The sequence below is a fragment of the Reyranella sp. genome, from assembly GCF_965279465.1.
GTDB lineage: Bacteria > Pseudomonadota > Alphaproteobacteria > Reyranellales > Reyranellaceae > Reyranella.
The window spans coordinates 7,097,552-7,116,940 of record NZ_OZ257242.1; the positions used below are offsets into that span (position 1 = coordinate 7,097,552).

Consider the following 19,389-nt stretch of genomic DNA (forward strand, 5'->3'; position numbering starts at 1 on the left):
GAGTAGCGCATGCTCAAGATCAATCGCACCGCATCGGCCGCCTGGAGCGGCGGTCTCAAGGACGGCAAGGGCTCGATCTCGACGGAGAGCGGTGCGCTCAAGGCCCATCCCTACGGCTTCGCCGCCCGCTTCGAGGGCCAGAAGGGGACCAATCCCGAGGAGCTTCTCGGTGCCGCCCATGCTGGCTGCTTCACCATGGCGCTGTCGCTGATCCTGAGCGAGGCCAAGCTCACCGCGACGCAGATGGACACGACCGCCAAGGTCACGCTCGAGCAGGTCGAGGGCGGCTTCGCCATCACCGCCGTGCATCTCACGCTCAAGGCCAAGATCCCCGGCGCCGACCAGAAGACCTTCGAGGAGCTGGCCAACAAGGCCAAGGCCGGCTGCCCCCTTTCGAAGGTGATCAACGCCACCATCACCCTCGACGCGACGCTGGAGGCTTGACGTCACCGTTTCCGTTTACCGCGTGGGGTTGCCAAGTTCCGCACACAAGAATACGCATGGTTGGTGCGGAATATTGAATGACCCGCATGGAGGAAACGATCATGGCGTCCACAGCAGACATCGCGATGAAGTTTTTCGATGCGTGCGAAGCGGGCAAGGGGTGGAAGGCCTGCAAGCCCTATTGTGCGCCGAACGCTTCCTTCGACTGCCAGGCCGAGCCATTGGCCGAGGTGAAGACCCTTCAGGGATACACCGATTGGATGCAGGGGCTGATCAAGATGATGCCCGACGGCCGGTATGACCTGAAGTCGTTCGCGGTCGATAACGAGCGCAACAACGTGACGGCCTACGCGATCTTCAAGGCCACCCATACAGGAGAGGGCGGTCCGCCTCCCACCGGCAAGAGCACCCAGTCGGATTACGTCTACAACATGCATTTCGACGGGGAGAAGATCTCCCACATGACCAAGATCTGGAATTCCGGCTGGGCGCTCAAGGAGCTGGGCTGGTCATAGATCGCGCAGCGGAAGGGTATTCCGGGGGCTAGTGCGCGCGCCTGCCGTTCGCTAATGCTGGATCAACTTCCAGCGGGGAAACGGACGATGATCAAGACGCGCTTTACCGAGATGTTCGGCATCAAGCACCCCATTGTGCAGGGTGGCATGCAATGGGTCGGCCGGGCCGAGCTGGCATCGGCCGTTTCCAATGCCGGTGCGCTCGGCATCCTGACCGGCCTCACCCAGCCGACGCCGGAGGACCTCAGCAAGGAGATCAAGCGCTGCCGGGAGATGACCGACCAGCCGTTCGGCGTGAACCTCACCATCCTGCCGACGCTCGTGCCGCGGCCTTACGGCGAGTATATCGACGCGATCTGCCAGTCCGGCGTGAAGATCGTGGAGACCGCCGGCAACAACCCCAAGCCGTTCCTGCCCAAGTTCAAGGAAGTCGGCATCAAGGTGATCCACAAGTGCACCTCGGTCCGTCACGGCATATCGGCCGAGAAGGCCGGCGTCGATGCGATCTCGATGGACGGCTTCGAATGCGCCGGCCATCCCGGCGAGGACGACGTGCCGAACCTCGTGCTGCTGCCGGCGGCGGCCAACGTGATCAAGATCCCGATGCTCGCCTCGGGCGGCTTCGCCGACGCGCGCGGCCTCGTCGCAGCGCTGGCGCTGGGCTGCGACGGCATCAACATGGGCACCCGCTTCATGGCGACCAAGGAAGCGCCGATCCACCAGAACGTGAAGGAGAAGATCGTCTCCTCCGACGAGCGCTCGACCTCGCTGATCTTCCGCACCATGCGCAACACCAGCCGCGTCTACGGCAACTCGGTAGCCAAGAAGGCGATCGAGATGGAGGCCGAGGGCAAGACCATCCAGGAGATCGGGCCGATCGTATCCGGCGCCAAGGGCCGCATCGTCTACGAGACCGGCGACATGGAGCACGGCGTATGGTCGGCCGGGACTTGCATGGGCCTGATCCAGGACATCCCGAGCTGCAAGGAGCTGGTCGAACGGATCGTCGGCGAGGCCGAGGAGATGATCCGCGGCCGGCTGGCCAAGGCCATCGCCGCCTGACGGTTCACGCGGGGTTGCGGCCCCACAGCCAGCGCAAGCCCAGGCCGAGCAAAGGCGGCAGCAGGCAGACGCCGACGACCAAGGGACCGATGTCGCTGAACATGCAGTCCCAGCCTCTGCGTTTGCCGAGCAGGCAATCGTAGGAGTCGATCGAGAAGCCGAGCGCCACCAGCAGCAACGGATTGCCGAGGGCGCCTGCCAGCCATAGCCGCCTGCCGGGGGCGTCCAAGCCCGGCCACCAGCGGCACACCATGGCACTCGCCGCCGCCCCGATTGCCATGGCAATCGCGAAGGTGAAGATCGCCCGGAGATCGAGGAACGCGCCGCCGACGGCGCCGATCACGAGTGCGCCGACGACCTGTCCATAGACGAAGGACGACAGCCCACGCATCGATTCAGAGAGGCATCATGCCGCGTCGCGGCGTGGCCGAGCCGAAGGTCGCGGCACTGATCGGCGCGCCGGCCGCCTTCAGCACGGCACGCTGATCGGCAATCGGCGTACGCAGGATCGCGTCCTCCAACGCTGCGAGCTTGACGAACGGCGCCGCCGCCAGGACACGGTCCATCCATGCCGCGGTGCGCGGCCAGCGCTCGGCATCGATCCGGAAGCGGGCGAAGCCAGCATTGCGGAAGAAGCAGGCCGGGGCGATGTCGGCCAGGCCGAGGGTGCCGAACCGGAAACCATCGGCGGGCGCATCGGCTTCGAGATAATCCAGCACCGCGGGCACGTCCTCCTTCAGCGTCCTGTCCATCAGCGTGCGGTCGCCCTTCTCGCCCCACACCGCGGGGCGGATGGCGACCTGGTTGAACAGCCGCCAGATGAACACATCGCCCATGCGGGTGTCGGCAAATTCCTCCAGCCAGCGTGCTCGCGCCCGGTCGCGGATATCCTCGGGCAGCAGGCGTGGTGACGGCCGAAGCTCCTCCAGATACTCGCAGATGACCGACGAATCCGTAACCACGAGATCGCGATCGACGAGCACCGGCACGCGCCGCAGCGGACTCAATTCCGAGAACCGGTCGTTGCCATAGAACGGCACGATCGGATCGACCTCGTAGGAAATGCCCTTGAGCTCGAGGCAAACCAGCACCTTTCGGACATATGGCGACAGGTAGCTGCCGACGATCAGAAGCGGCTTCATGCGGAAGTCCTTTCATGCTCTTCCGGAACGCGAGCTTCCAGCTCGCTCATGAGCTTGAGCGAGCTGGAAGCTCGCGGTCCGGAAGAGCATGACCTCATATTCCTCTCCGCCCGAGGGAGGAGACGAATACTAGTCTACGACTCACACCAGGTTGATGCGGCAGCCGCACAATTCGATCTGGGTCGGGCTCATCGGAATGTGCGTGGCGGTCGGATCGTGGCGCTTCTTGACGACCGCGATGACGCGCTCGCGGTCGACCACCTTGACGTCGAACGCCGATACGCCCGGCCCGCGTCCGTCGGCGATCGGCACGAAGCGGATCTCGCCGTCGTCATCGAGCCGGATGATGTCACCCTCGACCGGCCGGTTCAGAATCTTCGACCAGAGCGCGGCCGCTGCGTCCGGATCGACGCACTGGATCTCGACGCCGGCGAGACCCGCGGTGACGTTCGAGCGCGCATGCGGCAGCCAGTCCTTCGCCGCCGGCGGCCACCACAGCGCCGGATCGACCCCGGACGGCGCAACTGTCTGGTCGATCGAGAGCAGCACGCCGGCGGTGTCGGCGGGATGGAAGTGCGTGTACTTGTATTCGGCGAGGTCCTTCTTCTCGACGGCGCGCACGCCGAGCGCAGTGATGCGTTCGCGCTCCTTCACCGCGTCGGGCACCTGGATGATCACCATGTAGCCGCCGTCGCCCTTGCGCCGCTCGAGATAGCGGCCGGCCGACGTGCCGGGTTCGATCGGCGAGACGATCTCGAGGAAGTCGTGGCCGGTCGGACAAACGACGTTGGCCAGCCCCCACTTGCCCACGCCGGGGTCGCGATAGGCGATCTCGATGCCGAGCGTGTCGCATAGCTCCTTGGCCGAGCTCTCGAGATCCTTGCAGACGAAAACACACTGCCTGAGCTTCATCGCTCCCTCCAAATCTCTGTTATTCGGCTATGGTAGCGCCATGCGGACCGTGTCGACCATGGGCTTCGTGGCAGCGGCCGCCCTCTCCTTCTGTTTTCCCGACTTCATCGTCTTCCGATTCGCACAGGCCGTGATCTGGGCGATCGCGTTGCTCGGCCTGGTGCTGCTATGCGGCGTGAGCGGCCAGTTCACCTTCGCCCAGGCCGCCTTTTTCGGCATGGGCGGCTACAGCGCGGCCCTGGTCGTCACCCATACCGGCCTGCCGGTCTACAGCGCTCTCCTGGTCGCGCCCCTCGTCGGCTACGTGGCGGGCTATGGGTTGGGCCGGGTCGCGGCCGGACAAGATATCTGGACACAGGCGCTGATCGGCTATGCGCTCGCCATCGCCTTCCCGCAGATCTTGCGCTGGCGACTGATCGAGCGTTGGACGGGCGGCGTGCAGGGCCTCTATCTCGACCTGCCTGAAGCGCCCGGCGAGATCCTGAGCCCCGACCGCTGGCACTTCCTGCTGTCGCTGACGTTGCTGGCGACCGGCACGTGGCTGGCCTCGAACCTCATCGCCAGCCGCTCCGGCCGCGCCCTGCTCGCTGCCCGCGACCACGATCTCGCGGCATCGGTACAGGGCATCGATGTCGCGAAAGCCAAAGCCATCGCCGCAGGCCTCGCCGGCGGCTACATCGCGCTCGCAGGCTGCCTGTCGGCGATGCAGTTCGGCTTCGTCGGCCCGACCGGTTACAACTTCGCTCTATCGGTCCAGATGCTGTTCGGCCTGGTGATCGGCGGCATGAACTCGGTGGCCGGCGCGGTCATCGGTGGGCTGGTGCTCGAATTCCTGCCCGGCCTCGTCGCCGGCCTCGGCAAGGGCCTGTCGGCCCTGCTCTATGCCGTGCTGCTGATCGCCGCCATCGTCGCGATGCCGACCGGCATCGCGGGCGTGATCACGCGTCTCCTGAAACGGAGAAAGGTTCAGTAGCCCTTGAACACCGGCGCGCGCTTCTCGACGAAGGCGCGGGCGGCTTCCTTGTGGTCCTCGGTCTCGCCGGTGCGGATCATGCGAGCGGCTTCCGAGTCGAGCGCTTCGGCAAGCGTGCCCTCCTCGGCAACCTTCATGTTCTTCTTCACGTGCCACCACGCCACCCGCGGACCGGCGGCGAGCTTTTTTGCAAAGGCCATGGTCTCGCTGTCGAGCTTGTCGTCCTCGATCACGCGGTTGGCGAGGCCGAGCTTTTCGATCTGCTCGGCATTCAGGATCTCGGCCGTGAAATAGAACTCGCGCGCCTTCGCGGTGCCGACCAGCTTGTGCAGGAAGTAGTGCGAGCCGAAATCACCGGAGAAGCCGACCTTCGCGAAAGCCGTGGTCATGCGCGCGCTCTTGCCGACGAAGCGCATGTCGGCGGCGAGAGCGATCGAGAGGCCTGCGCCCGCCGCCACGCCGTTCACCATGGCGATGGTCGGCTTGCCCATCTCGTGCAGCAGCTCGGACACCTGCATACGGATGCGGATATCATGGACCTTGTCCTCGTAGGTCTTGTTCTGGTCGCGGCCAGCGGCCATCGACTTGACGTCGCCGCCGGCGCAAAACGCCTTCTCGCCCGCACCACGCACCACGACGCAGCCGATGTCGCGCGACTCGGCCGCCTCGTTCAGCGCGTCCTGGAAGCCCGTCAGCATGTCGCGGCTGAGCGCATTCATAGCCTCGGGGCGGTTGAACGTGAGCTTCATCACGCCGTCTTCGACGGACTTCAGCAGGTCGGGCATGGGCATCCTCCGGGATTGCGGTTCGGTTCCGTTGCGGCGAATGTTTCCCAAACGACCTAGTCGCGCAACGACATTCCGTCTTGCTGCGCGGAACCCTGCAGGAGACGACAATGGCCTACAAGACGCTGCTCACCGACCTGCAGGACGGCGTCATGACCGTGACCCTCAACCGGCCCGACAAGCTCAATGCCTTCAACACGGTGATGAGCCGGGAGCTCATCGACTTCTTCCACGGCGTCAATGAGATGGACGAGGTGCGCGCCATCGTCGTCACCGGCGCCGGCCGCGCCTTCTGCGCCGGGGCCGATATCTCGGGCGGCAGCGGCGCCTTCCAGGTCTGGAACGACGGCGCCGCGCCGGTGAAGCGCGATCCGAAGGAATCGATCACGCTCGCGATCTTCAACTGCCTCAAGCCGATCGTGGCGGCGATCAACGGCGCGGCGGTGGGTGTCGGCATCACCATGTGCCTGCCGATGGATATCCGCATGATGTCGACCGCCGGCAGGATCGGCTTTGTCTTCAACAAGCGCGGCATGGCGATGGAAGCCGGCTCGTCGTGGTTCCTGCCGCGGCTGGTCGGCATGCAGCGGGCGCAGGAATGGGTGATGACCGCCGAGCTGTTCGGCGCGGAGGAGGCCCTGAAGGGTGGCCTGGTTCGCTCGGTCCATCCACCGGAAGAGTTGCTGCCGGCCGCTCAGGCGCTGGCAAAGAAGTTTGCCGCCAACACCTCGTCGGCCGTCGCGGCGGCGGTGAATCGCCGGCTGATGTGGAACATGATGGGCGCGCAGGACCCGCTCGATGCGGTGACGCTCGATGTCGCCTGCGTCGGCTACCTCGCGGCGGGCGCCGACGCTCAGGAGGGCATCAAGTCGTTCTTCGAGAAGCGCGCGCCCGCCTTCCCGCTCAAGCCCTCGAAGGACATGCCGCCGTTCGGGCCATGGGCTCAGGCCGCGGCGGGCGGCACCAGATAGACACCCGGTTCGGCCGACAGGTTCTGCTTGATGCGACGGCTGACCTCGTCGGCCAGCACCTCGGACTTGCCAGCCTCGAGCGCGGCCAGCGTCTGCGCCACCACGTCCTCGGGCTTCGACTTCGGCGCCTTCACGTGGCGCACCATGTCGGTGTCCATGAAGCCGACATGCAGTGCCAGCACCTGGGTGCCCTGCCCAGCCAGCTCGTTTCGCAGCCCATTGCTCAGCGACCATGCCGCGGACTTCGACGCGCAATAGGTCGAGGAAGTCGGCATGTTTACCCACGACAGCGCCGACAGCACGTTGACGATCGCCCCGCCGCCGTTCTTGGCCAGTATCGGCGCGAAGGCGCGGCTCATGAGGAGCGGCCCGAAGAAATTGGTGTCGAATTCGGCGCGCAGCGCCGGCAGGCCATCATCGCCAAGGAAACCTGAGCCGCGCGAGATGCCCGCATTGTTGATCACCACGCTGACGTCGCCGAGCGCGCGGGCGGCCGCCTCGACCTCGTCGGGCTTGGTCACGTCGAGCTTGATCGCTTCCACCCCCGCCAAGGTGACCGAAGCCGGGTCACGCGCGGCGGCATAGACCTTGCGCGCACCGCCGGCCAGTAGCCCGTGCGCGAAGGCGAGGCCGAGCCCGCGGTTGGCGCCGGTGACGAGGGCGACGGAATCCTGAATCTTCATGACGATAGTCCTTCGAGCGTCGGAATGACGAGTTGCGATGGACTTGGGGGTGTTTGCGGAACCGCAAAGCGAGCTTTTCTCGCGCAGAGCGGAGTTTTGTTGAATTGGCGGTTGGAAGGCTCCCGCCTCGGGCGTTTAATGACGGCCTCGGAGGAAGCCATGTCGCCAGACACTGCATACGCCGCTCTCGAGGAACGCGTTCTCGCCCGCGACCAGAAGGGCGCGAGTGAAATCTACTATGGTTTGGTGAAGTCGGGCCGGCCATTGCCGGAGATGCTGCGCCAGGCGGTGCGCATCCACGCCCCCTACACGCACGTGCCCTACCACGAGCGGATTGACGACGGTTACGTGAACTTCGTCAACAACGATCATTGCCTGTTGAGCGCCCGCGCCGCGCTGCACCTGTCGAAGATGGTGCCCGCCGCTGCCGCAGGGCTGCCGATGGCGCAGACCGTCTGGTACATCCCGACCGGCCTCGACATCTGGAACCAGAAGATCGCCAGGGCGCCCGGCCATTATGCGCGCGGCTTCCAGATGCCGGACGGCCCGCCACCCGCACCGATCGTCCATTGGCCCGACCAGGAGCCGCTGGCGCTCGACGGCTCTCTGAAGGAGCGCCTCGGCCAGTGGATGACGCTGGTGCATCGCGGCCAGGTGGTCGACGCCTATCGCGTGTTCCTCGGCTTGATGGCCAATCCGACGGAGCGGCGCGCGGCGCTGGCCGAGTTGGTCTTCGCCGGCCTGATCGACGTGCAGGACCGCTCGTTCCAGAATCGCTCCTACACGACCGGCCACAAGTCCTTCCGCGCCCGCGCGACCGTCGAGCTGGGCGACGCTATCGGGTGGGACCTCGCGCACGACGTGCTCTATGCCGGCGCACTCGACATCGCCGTCGGCCCGCGCTGGTACTCGCTCTACGAAGTCGCCTGCAATGCGGTCACGGTCTATCTCGAGGGCCAGACCCTCCATGCCGTGCCCTATGGCGGCACGACCGAGCTGGAACGCACGATCCTCGCCGACAACAAGGCGCCGCTCACGAAGCCCGAGTCCGACGCGCTGCTCGACGTGATCCTGCACCTACCCGAACCCGGCTACCTCGAACAGATCACCGCGCTTCTCAAGGCCGGCAAGGACCCGCGCTCGATCCTCGATGCCATCCAGGTGGGCTGTGCCAAGACCGTGCTCGCCACGCACAACGACCTCAACTTCTCCCTGCCGCAGCATTGCTACGAGTACTGCAACACGCTGGGCTGGTTCTGGGACACGTTCGCCCATCCGCAGCGCATCAAGCTGCTCTATCTCTCGGCGGCCTATCTCAACCAGGCCGCCCACCATCAGAGGCTAACCGGCGATCTCCTGCCCGCGCGCATCGAGAAGCCCGCGAACACCAGCGGTCTCGACGCCGGGCAGATGGCCGCCGCGGTCGAGGCGGCGACGATCGCGCTCGATGCACCCAAGGCGGTCGGCTGGACGCAGGCCTATCTCGAGAGCGGCCACGATCCTGCGCCGCTGGTGCAGGCACTCGCCATGGCCTGCTCGCGGCTCGGCAACGATCCGCACAACCAGGAGATTGCGCTCTGCATGCTGGAGGACTACGGCAAGAACCGCAGCTCCGACCGAGGCCGCCTGCTGCTCGCCGCGGCCCAGCACACCGCGCGGCATCGAAAGTACGGCGATCCGCTCGACTGCAGCCGCCGCTTCGGCCAGGCGCTGGGAATTGCCGCACTGCATTGACACGGATCACCGGCGATGTGGTCGGGTCAAGGTTGCGGAGCCGACGTCGCTGGTGGACGATATCCACCACGCCCCATCGCGAGGACTGCATAGAATGAAGGCTGCTTACATCGAGGAATTCGGCGGGCCCGAGGTCCTCACCTATGGCGACCTTCCCGATCCGACCGCAGGGCCAGGGCAGATCGTCGTCGACACCGTGGCCGCCAGCATCAACGCGGCCGACTGGAAGGTGTGCGCGGGCGAATACGGTGGCAAGCCGAAATTTCCGATGGTGCTGGGGCGCGACTTCTCCGGCGTGGTCAGCGCGCTCGGCACGGGCGTGCAGGACCTGAAGGTCGGCGACGAGGTTTTCGGCGTCCTGGAAGGCGGCCGCGATGGAACCTATTGCGCGAAGATCGCGATCGGCGCCGCCATCGTCGCGAAGAAGCCGGCGAGCATGAGCCATGTCGAGGCCGCGGCGCTCGCCCTCACCGGCCTCACGGCCTTGTGCGCGGTCGAGGACTCGCTGAAGCTGAAATCGGGTGAGACGATCCTGATCCAGGGCGGCGCGGGCGGCGTGGCCAGCTTCGCCATCCAGGTCGCCAAGCATATCGGTGCGCGCGTCATCACCACGGCCAGCGCTGCAAACCGCGACTATCTGCGCGAACTCGGCGCCGACGAGGTCATCGACTACAACACGACTGATTTCACCACGGCCGTGAGCAATTGCGACGCGGTGTTCGATACCGTCGGCGGCGATGTCGCGACCCGGTCGTTCACCGTCCTCAAGCCGGGCGGACGCGCGACCTTCATCGCGTCGGGCGCCCAGGCGCCGAAGCCCGAGCGCAGCGACGTGACAGCGTTGCGACCAGCCGTCGGACGCGACCGCCCCCATCTCGAGCGCATCCTTGAGCTTCGCCGCATCGGCGCAGTCCGTGCGCCTCACGTCACGGAGTACAGCCTGGCGCAGGCCGCGGAAGCCCTCGCCGTCAGTGCGGCGCGCCATCTGAAAGGCAAGCTGGTCCTCAAGGTATGAGCGTGGCCCGCGGGCTGAAGAACCTCGCCGTCGTACCCGCGGAACCGATCCCCCTATCGGTGCTGACCGGCTTTCTCGGCAGCGGCAAGACGACGTTCCTGGGTCGCGTGCTGGCGAGTCCCGATCTCGCCGACACGGCCGTGGTGATCAGCGAGTTCGGCGCGGTTGCCCTCGACCACCTGCTGATCGAGGCGGAGTCGGAGGGGATCGTCGACCTGCCGAATGGCTGCACGTGCTGTGCCGTCCGCCAGGGCCTCGCCGATACGCTCTACCGTCTGGTCGATCACCGCCGCGACAGCGGACGCCCGCCCTTCCGGCGCATTGCGCTGGAGACCAGCGGGCTGGCCGATCCCGCACCCATCCTCTACACGCTCTCCGCCGACGCCTATCTCGAGGCCTCGCTGAGGCTCGACCGCGTCGTGACGACGATTGACACGATCGCCGGATCCTCGACGCTGGAGCGCTTTCCCGAGGCGACCGCGCAGGCAGCCAGTGCCGACCTGCTGGTGCTGACCAAGACGGATCTCGCGCCGGCGACGCCCGAACTCTTGGAACTGCTCACGGCGCTCAATCCGATCGCGCGGGTGGTGGACGGCGGGGCGATCGACGCGGCGGCTGCCCTGTTCGGCGGTGCTCCGATCGCCTTGCCCCGACCGCGCCTGCGCGCCGAGGCGGTGCATGCTCACGGCATTGGCTCGCTCTGCCTGCGACTGCAGCAGCCGATGACGCGGCTGGAGTTCGCGATGGCGCTGGGCCGGCTTGCCCAGGAGCACGGCGAGAAGCTGCTGCGCGTGAAGGGTCTGGTCGAATTCGCCGACGGCGACGGCCGGCCCGCGGCCATCCATGCCGTGCAGCACACGATGTATCCGCCGCGCTGGCTGGCGGACTGGCCGGATGCCGATCGCAGCAGCCGGCTCGTCTTCATCTTTCGCGATCTCGAACCCGAAATAGTTCTGGCCCATTTCATGCGGGGCGATCCCGTGAAAATCGATACCGGGGAAGGGGAAGCCTGATGCTGGATCTGATCGTGTCCGGAGGGACCTGCGTGCTGCCGAGCGGAACCGTCGCGGCCGACATCGGCGTCAAGGACGGAATGATCGCGACGATCGGCGCGCCGGGCACGCTGGCGGAAGCCGGACGCAAGGTCGACGCGACCGGCAAGCTGGTGATCCCGGGCGGCATCGACCCGCACATCCATTGCTCGATGCCGGTACGCGCGCCGGGACGGCCCGACGTGCTGACCGATCCGCCATCGCAGGTCAGCAAGGCGGCGCTGCACGGCGGCACCACGACCCTGATCGATTTCGTGCAATGCGTGCACGAGCGGACCGTCCAGGAGTCGATCGAGCAGACGCAAGCGCATTGGAAGGACGGCTGCTACTGCGACTACGGCTTCCATCTCACCTTGATGGGCGAGGTCCCTCAGCCGCATTTCGGGCAGCTCGCCGATGCGATGCAGGACGGCCACGCCAGCATCAAGATTTTCACCACCAACATCCGGCCGGGAAATCTTGGCCGCATGGTGCCGCACGGCCACATCTGGGAGGCCCTCAAGGTGGTCGCGGCGCAGGGCGGCATCGCCTGCATCCACGCCGAGGACAACGACATCGTCATGTTCATGTACGAGAAGCTGATGCGCGAGAACCGTGTCAGCTTCGAGCACATGGCCGAAGTGCATAACGCCTTGTCGGAGGAGCTGTCATTCAACCGCGTGATCCGGCTCGCCGAGAATGTCGAGGGCGCGGCGCTCTACATGGTGCATGTCTCGGCGGCGACCGGCGTGGCGGCGCTCGAAGCCTCGCGCGCGAAAGGCTTCCCGATGTACGGCGAAACCCTGCATCAGTACCTGATGTACAACGCGGAGGACTACAAGCGGCCGGGCGGGCAGATGTATCACACCTATCCGTCGCTCAAGTATCCCGAGGACCAGAAGCGGCTGTGGGGCGCAACCAATCGCGGCGCCATCCAGGTGATCGCGACCGACGAGCTGTGCTGCCCGATTCGCATCAAGCTGCAGGGCAGCCGGATCGACGACACGACCGGCGGCAACTCCGGCGTCGAGCCGCGGGTCGGCCTGATGTACACGCAGATGGTTACCGAGCGCGGTTACACCGAGGCGCATTTCGTCGACATGATCTCGACCAACGCGGCCAAGATCATGGGGCTCTATCCGCGCAAGGGCGCGCTCGCGGTCGGCTCGGACGCCGACATCGTGCTGATGGAGACGGGGATCAGGAAAACGATCACGGCCGCCGACCTGCACGAGACCGACTACACGCCGTGGGAGGGCCACGTCGTGACCGCCTGGCCCGCGACGACGATAGCCCACGGCCGCGTGGTGGTGGAGAATGGCGCGTTCAGCGGCGACCTCAAGGACGGAAAATTCCTCAAGCGCAAGGTGTCGGAGGAGATGCGCAGCCGGCCGGCGGTTTGAACTCGTCTTCTTCCTTCGATACCCGCGGCCTGGTCGACCTTATCGACCGTGCCTTCCAGTCACATCATGGGTGAGCTTCCCTTGGCGCTGCCGCTGAACTGATAGGGCGTCATCGACGTCTGTGCCGCCTCCCGCCTGTCATGCCAGCGTTTGCCGCCGCCGTAGTAGGCAAGGCTGCCCGGCTTCGCGTTGCCGTCACCATTGTAGTAGGAGAGGCAATCCCGCAACGGTGCCGACAGCAGATCCATATCCGCACAGTGCTGGGCGTACTCCTCTTCGGCCTCCTGGGTCACATCGATGGTTGCGGCGCCGCGCGCCCTGACGGTCTCCAGGGCCCAAACGATGTAGTGGGCGTGCATCTCCGCGACGCGCGTGAAGTTGAACTGGCCACCACCGCCCTGCGGGCCGTTCATGATGAGGAGGTTCGGGAAGCCGGCCGAATGTATGCCGAGGAAGGTTTTCGTCCCTTCCGTCTCCCACTTCTCCTTCAACGTCCGTCCTCCCTGCCCGCGAATCATGTTGAAAGAACCGGTGCCCATCCATTCGAAGCCGGTCGCATAGATCAGCACATCGAGCGGATAGGCCACGCCGTCGTGAACGACGCCTTGTTCGTTGATCAGCTTCACGCCCGTGGGCGCCGTGTCGACCAGGTGAACATGGGCGAGGTTGAAGGCCGACAGGTATTCGTCATGGAAGGTTGGCCGCTTGCAGCCGTACGGATAGTAGGGCTTCAACGCCGCCGCCGTGTTCTCGTCCTTCACGACCGCATCCACCCGGCCACGTATCTGCTCCATGATGCGGAAGTTCGAGTTGAGCTGGGCCCGGATCATCTCCTCGGGCGATAGCTCGCGCTCGTACTGCCTTGCGCGCTTGTATTGCTCGACCTTGCCCGACAGGAAGTCGTCGTTGCCCTGAAGGGCGGTTCGCCCGGCGGAGATGAGGGCCAGGCGCTCGCGCCGCTTGACTGCCCAGTTGCTCTCCTGTGGCCAGGTCGCATATTCCTCCTGTGTCGTGGCGCGCTGGTCGCGCACATCGATGGACGAGGGTGTGCGCTGGAAGACGTAGAGCGCTTTCACCACCTTCGCGATCTCGGGCACGACCTGCACGGCCGTTGCACCGGTGCCGATGATGCCGACCCGCTTACCCTGCAATTCGACATGGTAGTTCCAGCGCGAGGTGTGGAATGCCTCGCCCTTGAAAGTCTCCATTCCTTCGATCTTGGCGAGACGCGGGGTTGTCAGGATGCCGTTGGCCAGAACGACGAAGCGGGCGCGCATCGCATCGCCGCGGTCGGTCTTGACGATCCAGCGCTTGGCCGCGTCGTCCCAAACCGTTTCCTCGACCGTGGTATGGAACAGGCAGCGGTCATAGAAGCCGAACCGCTCTGCCATGAGCTGGCAGTATTCGAGGATCTCGAAGCCCGAGGCGAACTTCATCGACGGGATGTGGCCCATCTCCTCGAGAAGCGGCAGGTAGCTGTAGCTCTCGACGTCGCAGGCGATTCCAGGATAGCGGTTCCAGTACCAGGTACCGCCGACATCACCGCCCTTCTCGCAAAAGCGAACGTCGGTGAAGCCGGCTTTCATGAGCCTGTACCAGAGGAGGAGCGCGCCGAAGCCTGCCCCGATGACCAGGATCTCGCATTCGTCGTCGAGGGCCTCGCGTGGAACCGGCGCATCGGAATAGACATCCTCCAGATACCTCGAGAACTCGCCTTCGAGTCGGATGTAGTCTGCGGCGCCGGTGCGGGCTTCCTTGAATTTCCGGTACTTCGCCTGCTCTTCGGCGTCGAAGACCGCGCCGGGAGGCGGTGGCGGCAAGGTCTTGAGGGCCTTGTCCTCGACGATCGAGTAACCCTTTCCCGCGATCTTGTCCGTTGCCTTGGCAGCGCGGGTGGCGAACAGCTTGCGGCCGGTGGAATCTATGCGGACGGCTTGGCTCATCTGTGCGGCCCCTTGCTGGACAGGAGATACATCGCGCCAATATTCATCCCGGTGCTCCGTCTTTGTCTTGCCTGCACTTTAGGAGACGCCGCAAAGCCGAGTAAAACGCGAATCGGCGCTCCCGAGCGGGGCGGGATTTCGACCCGCCACAGGAGGGAGCGCGCGCGGCCTCCCTCCGCTCAGCCTGGCCGGTACGGCAGGGGTCATGACGAAGGCGGACGGCCCCTAATTCTTCGCCGCGATCTTGTCCTGCGTCTTCAGCTCGAAGTCGCTGGCATCGTGGCGTTCGTGGAGCTGCGCTGCGGGGTCGCCCTGCAGGCGGTTGACGATGCGGCCGCGCTTCACGGCCGGGCGCGCGCCGATGGCATCGGCCCAGCGCTGGACGTTCTTGTAGTCCTGCACCGACAGGAACTCGCCCGCACCGTACAACAGGCCCTTGGCGAGGCCGCCGTACCACGGCCATACCGCGATGTCGGCGATGGTGTAGTCGTCGCCCGCCAGGTACGTGCTCTCACCGAGTCGGCGGTCGAGGACATCGAGCTGCCGCTTCGTCTCCATCGCGAACCGGTCGATGGCGTATTCGAACTTCGCCGGGGCATAGGCATAGAAATGACCGAAGCCGCCGCCCAGGTAAGGCGCGCTGCCCATCTGCCAGAACAGCCAGGACAGGCACTCGGCGCGCGCGGCGCCGTCCTTCGGCAGGAACGCCCCGAACTTCTCGGCGAGATAGAGCAGCATCGCACCGGATTCGAACACGCGGATAGGCGTAGGCCCGCTGCGATCCATCAGCGCCGGGATCTTGGAATTGGGATTGATCGCCACGAAGCCGCTGCCGAACTGATCGCCCTCGCCGATCTTGATCAGCCAGGCGTCGTATTCGGCGCCCTTATGGCCGAGGGCAAGAAGCTCCTCGAGCAGGATGGTGACCTTCTGGCCATTCGGCGTTCCCAGCGAATAGAGCTGCAGGGGATGCTTGCCGACCGGCAGCTCCTTGTCATGGGTGGGGCCGGCGATCGGGCGGTTGATGTTGGCGAAGCGGCCGCCGCTGGCCTTGTTCCAGGTCCAGACTTTCGGCGGCGTGTATTCGATCGAGTCGCTCATTCTCCAAATCCTCTAGCAAGGTGCATCGTCAGGGCCACTATTCTACCCTGCCTGCCGCAACGTGGTGTCCTGATTCCGTGGAGGCACGACCAACCGCCCATCGTAATTGTAATGGGGCTATTAGCGTTGCTCACGAAGACGCTATCGCTTCCAGGACTCCGCACGCTCCAGCAGACGCTGTGCCCGGATGACGACAGGCAGGTCGATCATGCTGCCTTCGAATGCCACCGCGCCGGCGCCATCGGCGGCTGCGGCGTCGAACGCAGCGAGCAATCGGCGGGCGCGGTCCAGCTCGGCGGCCGAGGCGCCATATTCTTCATTGATGATCGGCACGTGCGCGGGATGGATGCACGATGCCGTCGTGAAGCCCAGCGCCTTGCCGCGCTTCAATCCCGCCCGGTAGGAGTCGAGATCGTTGATGTTCGCGAGCTGCCCCATCGATCCCATCGGCAGGATGCCGGCCGTGCGGCACGCCGCCAGCCCCTGCATCGCGAAGACATACATGCTGTCGGCCGACGGAATGGCGCCAAGCTCGGTCGCCATGTCCTCGCCGCCCACCGACATCCCAGCCAAGCGCGGTTCGGCAGCGATGGCGTAGAGATGCGGCAGCGCCGCCGGCGATTCGATCAGGGCGAGGAAACGCGTATGGCCGATCGGCATGCCGAGCGCGGCCTCGCGGTCGGTCACCAGCTCGGCGAGCAGCCGGACATGCTCTGGCCCCATGACCTTCGGGAGCATCAGGGCAGCAACGCCGGGCATGACCGACGCCGTGATGTCCGCAACGGCGAGGTCGAGGGGCCGATTGATGCGCACCACGACGTCCGCCCCACCCTGAGCGGCGCGCGGCACAGCGGCCGGCAGAGCGGCACGAGCGGCCACCTTGTTCACAGGCAGGATGGAGTCCTCGAGGTCGAGGATGATGGCATCGGCACCGCGTGTATGAGCCTTCGACAGGAAGCGCTCGGACAATACCGGCACGAACAGCAATGATCGCCAGGACGGTTGGACACGGGTCATCTGGGATACTCAAATCCCAAGCCGGTAGAATCGCGACGCCGTCCCATGGAACAGATCCGCCTTCTCGCTCGCGCTCGCCCCTTGCGCCAGCCGCTTGCAGGCATTCCAGAATACGCCATAGCCGTACGAGCCCTTGTCGACCGGGAAGTTGCTTTCGAACATTGCACGGCTGGGGCCGAAGGCTTCGATGCAGGTCTCGATATAGGGTCGCCAAGCCGTCGCGAGCTGCTCCGAGCTGGGAGGAAGCTCGCCCTCATGGACGTCGAATCCGAACACCTTCATGCCGAGGCCACCCAGCTTCACATGCACGTTGGGACATGCCGCCAGCTCGCGGATGCGCGCGCTCCAGTCGGCAAAGACGGTTTCGCGCTTGCCCTTGTAGCGGCCCAGTCCGATCGTGCCCCCGACATGGTTGAGCACGATCGGCGTCGCCGGAAAGGCGCGCGCCAGATCGACCAGGTCGCCGAGTTGCGGATGGTACATGTAGGAATCGAAGCTGAGACCGAGCGGCGCCAGCTGGGCGAAGCCCTCGCGCACCTTCGCATCGCGTAGCCACCCCTCCGGCCTGCTGAGCGTCGCGCCCCACTGGGCCTGCTCGGGATCGCTGGCGGAGATGAAGCGAATGCCGCGGAACCGGCCGCCGCCCGCCACGATCATCGCCTCGAGAACCTTGGCCACGCGCGACCCCAGCGTAAGCTCGCCATGGCCGACGATGCCGGCGCAGACGCGCGGCTTGCCGTAGCTGCCGCTGGCGCACATCGCCGCGACGCCGTTGGCGAACTCGATCTCGCCGACCGGGCGCATCTCCTCCGGCCCGTCGGCTCGATACATCGAGAGCCATTCGAGATACACGGTGGCGACGACGTTGTGCCCGCTGTCGATGTCGGCCAGCAGGTCGGGCAGCAAATACCTCCCGCTCTCGGGCCGATCGATCAGGTGATGATGGGGATCGACGATCGTCAGCTCGGGCTCGAGCGCGGCCTCGCGACGAAGGGCGAGCCAGTCCGGGCGGACCGCCAGATGCGAGCTGATCGTGCCCGCCGGTATCGTGGATGCCATCGTCTTTGCCCCTCGCGCCGCGCGCCTCATTTCGTTCCCTGCGGGAACGATCCGGCCGGCGACGTCGAGAGTGAGACACAACGCGGGACAGGTCCAGACTGTCCGAAGCGCGAATTTCGCGCGGTTCTACGGCTTGAGCTCCAGGTCCTCGTAGGACGGGAACGGGCTCATCCAGACGTCGGTGATCGTATGCCTGGCGATGCGCGGTCCGATGCCGCTAAGGGTGCGCAGGTCCATGACCGGCGCGAACATTGCCCGCTCGAAGGAGAGCTGCTGGATCTTGTGCAACAGCGCCGAGCGCTTCTCGGTGTCGCGTTCGGACGACTGCTGCTGGAACAACTCGTCGATGTCGGGATATCCGCCATAGGCGTAGGCGCCCTTCGACTGGATGAAGATATCGACTCGCTTGTCATAGTCTTCCGGACCGGTCCAGAAGAGCATGAGCACTTGTTTATGGATGACGCGTCACTGGAGTGACGCGGCCCCGCGCGAAACTGACTGATCGTGACTACGCCGCCCGAATGAGGCGGGGCACAGCTCCCTTGCCGCGCACTTCCGCCTCCTCGAACTCGGCGGCGGCAATCGCCCGGTCGAGTGCGGCCCGCAGTTCCTTGGCCGTCTCCAGAGTCAGCTCGATCCCGGCGCGCGCGCCGGGATCGAGATGGACATTGATGAAGTCGAGCGTGATGACGTCGCCCAGCGGCGCATGGCGCGCGTGGTCATAGGCCACCACTGCCTGCGAGAGCGGGAACCATTCGTCCCCGCGCTTCGCCATGCCCTCGGCCCGGGCGATCTCGATGATGGAGGTGCACATGGCCGGCCCTCCTACTTCGCCAGATGCTTGCCGAAGAAGGCGAACACCTTGCTCCAACCGTCCATCGCCTGCTCGGGCCGGTAAAGCGGCCGGTGCCAGTAGAAGAAGCCGTGCCCGGCGCCGTCGTAGCGGTGAAACTCGTAGGTCTTGCCCAGCTTCTTGAGCTCGGCCTCGTGCTGGTTCACCTGCTCGGGGCTGGGCGCGCGGTCGTCGTTGCCGAACAGGCCGAGCAGCGGAGCGGCCAGGTCCTTCGTCATGTCGATCGGCGCGACCGGCGTCTTGGCGTTGAGTTCCTCCTTCCCCATCACGACGCGGCCGCCCCAAAGGTCGACGACGGCGTCGACGTCCTTCTTCTGGCAGGCGTAGATGAAAGCGTGCCGGCCGCCGGAGCAGGAGCCGAACAGGCCGACCTTGCCGTTGAGGTTGGGCTGCGCGCGCATCCACTGCACGGCGGCTGCGGTATCGCCGACCATCTGGGCGTCGGCAATGCCGCCATCCGCGCGCACCTTGGCGGCGACGTCGTCCGGGTTGCCGTCACTGCCGCCGCCTTCGCGCTCATAGAGGTTGGCGCAGATCGCCATGTAGCCGTGATGCGCGAACCGCCGGGTCGTCTCGATATAGAGCTCACTCCAACCCGGCAGATGGTGAATGAGCACCACGCCCGGGAAGGGACCGGCGCCGGACGGCTTTGCGACGTAAGCGGTGATCGGCGTTCCCTTGTCCCCCTTGAGCGTCACGTTCTCGCAGGTCATGCCTCGGTAGAATGACATCGATCTTCCTCCATG

The 19,389-nt window shown here is 65.6% G+C and carries 21 protein-coding genes; 9 read left to right on the forward strand and 12 right to left on the reverse strand.

All coding sequences use genetic code 11. The features are described 5' to 3' along the window. Positions 1 to 9: 9 nt before the first annotated feature. The 3 genes from ACQY8M_RS34655 (at position 10) to ACQY8M_RS34665 (ending at position 2,021) form a co-directional block, all read left to right on the forward strand. Positions 10 to 444, forward strand: coding sequence for an OsmC family protein (locus ACQY8M_RS34655; RefSeq protein ID WP_428666181.1), 435 nt, complete (start codon positions 10 to 12; stop codon positions 442 to 444). Positions 445 to 545: 101 nt separating this feature from the next. Further along, positions 546 to 959 (forward strand): ester cyclase, encoded by a 414-nt coding sequence (locus ACQY8M_RS34660; protein WP_428666184.1) that lies wholly within the window; start codon positions 546 to 548, stop codon positions 957 to 959. 87 nt (positions 960 to 1,046) lie between these two features. Beyond that, positions 1,047 to 2,021 (forward strand): NAD(P)H-dependent flavin oxidoreductase, encoded by a 975-nt coding sequence (locus tag ACQY8M_RS34665; protein WP_428666187.1) that lies wholly within the window; start codon positions 1,047 to 1,049, stop codon positions 2,019 to 2,021. Between the two features lie 4 nt (positions 2,022 to 2,025). On the opposite strand, the gene ACQY8M_RS34670 is transcribed toward ACQY8M_RS34665, so the two are convergent. The 3 genes from ACQY8M_RS34670 to ACQY8M_RS34680 all read right to left on the reverse strand — a co-directional run bounded on the left by ACQY8M_RS34670 (position 2,026) and on the right by ACQY8M_RS34680 (position 4,075). Continuing rightward, positions 2,026 to 2,412, reverse strand: coding sequence for a hypothetical protein (locus ACQY8M_RS34670; RefSeq protein WP_428666190.1), 387 nt, complete (start codon positions 2,410 to 2,412; stop codon positions 2,026 to 2,028). A gap of 4 nt (positions 2,413 to 2,416) precedes the next feature. Then, positions 2,417 to 3,163 carry a glutathione S-transferase family protein gene (locus tag ACQY8M_RS34675; protein ID WP_428666193.1) on the reverse strand — a complete coding sequence of 249 codons (747 nt, stop codon included), beginning with the start codon at positions 3,161 to 3,163 and terminating at the stop codon, positions 2,417 to 2,419. Between the two features lie 141 nt (positions 3,164 to 3,304). Further along, a complete protein-coding gene (locus ACQY8M_RS34680) occupies positions 3,305 to 4,075 on the reverse strand; it encodes a VOC family protein (protein ID WP_428666196.1) in 771 nt (256 codons plus the stop codon). A 40-nt stretch (positions 4,076 to 4,115) separates the two neighbouring features. Here ACQY8M_RS34680 and ACQY8M_RS34685 point away from each other — a divergent pair, with 40 nt between their 5' ends. Further along, positions 4,116 to 5,048, forward strand: a complete 933-nt coding sequence (locus ACQY8M_RS34685) for a branched-chain amino acid ABC transporter permease (RefSeq protein ID WP_428666199.1) — start codon at positions 4,116 to 4,118, stop codon at positions 5,046 to 5,048. On the opposite strand, the gene ACQY8M_RS34690 is transcribed toward ACQY8M_RS34685, so the two are convergent. Next, positions 5,042 to 5,833, reverse strand: coding sequence for an enoyl-CoA hydratase (locus ACQY8M_RS34690; RefSeq protein ID WP_428666201.1), 792 nt, complete (start codon positions 5,831 to 5,833; stop codon positions 5,042 to 5,044). The genes ACQY8M_RS34685 and ACQY8M_RS34690 overlap by 7 nt on opposite strands. Before the next feature lie 110 nt (positions 5,834 to 5,943). Between ACQY8M_RS34690 and ACQY8M_RS34695 the strand changes: the two genes are divergently transcribed. Beyond that, positions 5,944 to 6,804 carry an enoyl-CoA hydratase-related protein gene (locus ACQY8M_RS34695; RefSeq protein ID WP_428666204.1) on the forward strand — a complete coding sequence of 287 codons (861 nt, stop codon included), beginning with the start codon at positions 5,944 to 5,946 and terminating at the stop codon, positions 6,802 to 6,804. On the opposite strand, the gene ACQY8M_RS34700 is transcribed toward ACQY8M_RS34695, so the two are convergent. Next, positions 6,777 to 7,487, reverse strand: coding sequence for an SDR family oxidoreductase (locus ACQY8M_RS34700; protein ID WP_428666207.1), 711 nt, complete (start codon positions 7,485 to 7,487; stop codon positions 6,777 to 6,779). The two genes, ACQY8M_RS34695 and ACQY8M_RS34700, sit on opposite strands and share 28 nt — an antisense overlap. Before the next feature lie 159 nt (positions 7,488 to 7,646). On the opposite strand from ACQY8M_RS34700, the gene ACQY8M_RS34705 reads away from it, so the two are divergent. The 4 genes from ACQY8M_RS34705 (at position 7,647) to ACQY8M_RS34720 (ending at position 12,670) form a co-directional block, all read left to right on the forward strand. Next, positions 7,647 to 9,221: a hypothetical protein gene (locus tag ACQY8M_RS34705; RefSeq protein WP_428666210.1), complete on the forward strand. Its 1,575-nt coding sequence runs from the start codon at positions 7,647 to 7,649 to the stop codon at positions 9,219 to 9,221. 94 nt (positions 9,222 to 9,315) lie between these two features. Further along, on the forward strand, positions 9,316 to 10,236 hold the full coding sequence (locus ACQY8M_RS34710; RefSeq protein WP_428666213.1) for an NADP-dependent oxidoreductase: 921 nt from the start codon (positions 9,316 to 9,318) through the stop codon (positions 10,234 to 10,236). Beyond that, on the forward strand, positions 10,233 to 11,249 hold the full coding sequence (locus tag ACQY8M_RS34715) for a CobW family GTP-binding protein (RefSeq protein WP_428666216.1): 1,017 nt from the start codon (positions 10,233 to 10,235) through the stop codon (positions 11,247 to 11,249). Before ACQY8M_RS34710 ends, ACQY8M_RS34715 begins: the two co-directional genes overlap by 4 nt. After that, positions 11,249 to 12,670 carry an amidohydrolase family protein gene (locus ACQY8M_RS34720; RefSeq protein ID WP_428666219.1) on the forward strand — a complete coding sequence of 474 codons (1,422 nt, stop codon included), beginning with the start codon at positions 11,249 to 11,251 and terminating at the stop codon, positions 12,668 to 12,670. Before ACQY8M_RS34715 ends, ACQY8M_RS34720 begins: the two co-directional genes overlap by 1 nt. A gap of 59 nt (positions 12,671 to 12,729) precedes the next feature. Here ACQY8M_RS34720 and ACQY8M_RS34725 read toward each other — a convergent pair whose 3' ends face one another. From ACQY8M_RS34725 to ACQY8M_RS34755, 7 genes are all read right to left on the reverse strand, one after another. Then, positions 12,730 to 14,613, reverse strand: coding sequence for a flavin-containing monooxygenase (locus ACQY8M_RS34725; RefSeq protein ID WP_428666222.1), 1,884 nt, complete (start codon positions 14,611 to 14,613; stop codon positions 12,730 to 12,732). Positions 14,614 to 14,838: 225 nt separating this feature from the next. After that, the gene (gene yghU, locus ACQY8M_RS34730; RefSeq protein ID WP_428666225.1) at positions 14,839 to 15,714 is read right to left on the reverse strand and encodes a glutathione-dependent disulfide-bond oxidoreductase; all 876 of its coding nucleotides are present in this window, start codon (positions 15,712 to 15,714) and stop codon (positions 14,839 to 14,841) included. Between the two features lie 141 nt (positions 15,715 to 15,855). Next, positions 15,856 to 16,731, reverse strand: a complete 876-nt coding sequence (locus ACQY8M_RS34735) for an HpcH/HpaI aldolase/citrate lyase family protein (RefSeq protein ID WP_428666228.1) — start codon at positions 16,729 to 16,731, stop codon at positions 15,856 to 15,858. Positions 16,732 to 16,740: 9 nt separating this feature from the next. Then, the gene (locus ACQY8M_RS34740; RefSeq protein WP_428666231.1) at positions 16,741 to 17,790 is read right to left on the reverse strand and encodes an amidohydrolase family protein; all 1,050 of its coding nucleotides are present in this window, start codon (positions 17,788 to 17,790) and stop codon (positions 16,741 to 16,743) included. A gap of 126 nt (positions 17,791 to 17,916) precedes the next feature. After that, positions 17,917 to 18,231, reverse strand: a complete 315-nt coding sequence (locus ACQY8M_RS34745) for a hypothetical protein (RefSeq protein ID WP_428666234.1) — start codon at positions 18,229 to 18,231, stop codon at positions 17,917 to 17,919. Positions 18,232 to 18,298: 67 nt separating this feature from the next. Beyond that, entirely contained in the window at positions 18,299 to 18,604 is a 306-nt protein-coding gene (locus ACQY8M_RS34750; RefSeq protein WP_428666237.1) for a DUF6295 family protein, read from the reverse strand. 11 nt (positions 18,605 to 18,615) lie between these two features. Beyond that, the gene (locus tag ACQY8M_RS34755) at positions 18,616 to 19,374 is read right to left on the reverse strand and encodes a dienelactone hydrolase family protein (RefSeq protein WP_428666240.1); all 759 of its coding nucleotides are present in this window, start codon (positions 19,372 to 19,374) and stop codon (positions 18,616 to 18,618) included. Between the last annotated feature and the right edge of the window lie 15 nt (positions 19,375 to 19,389).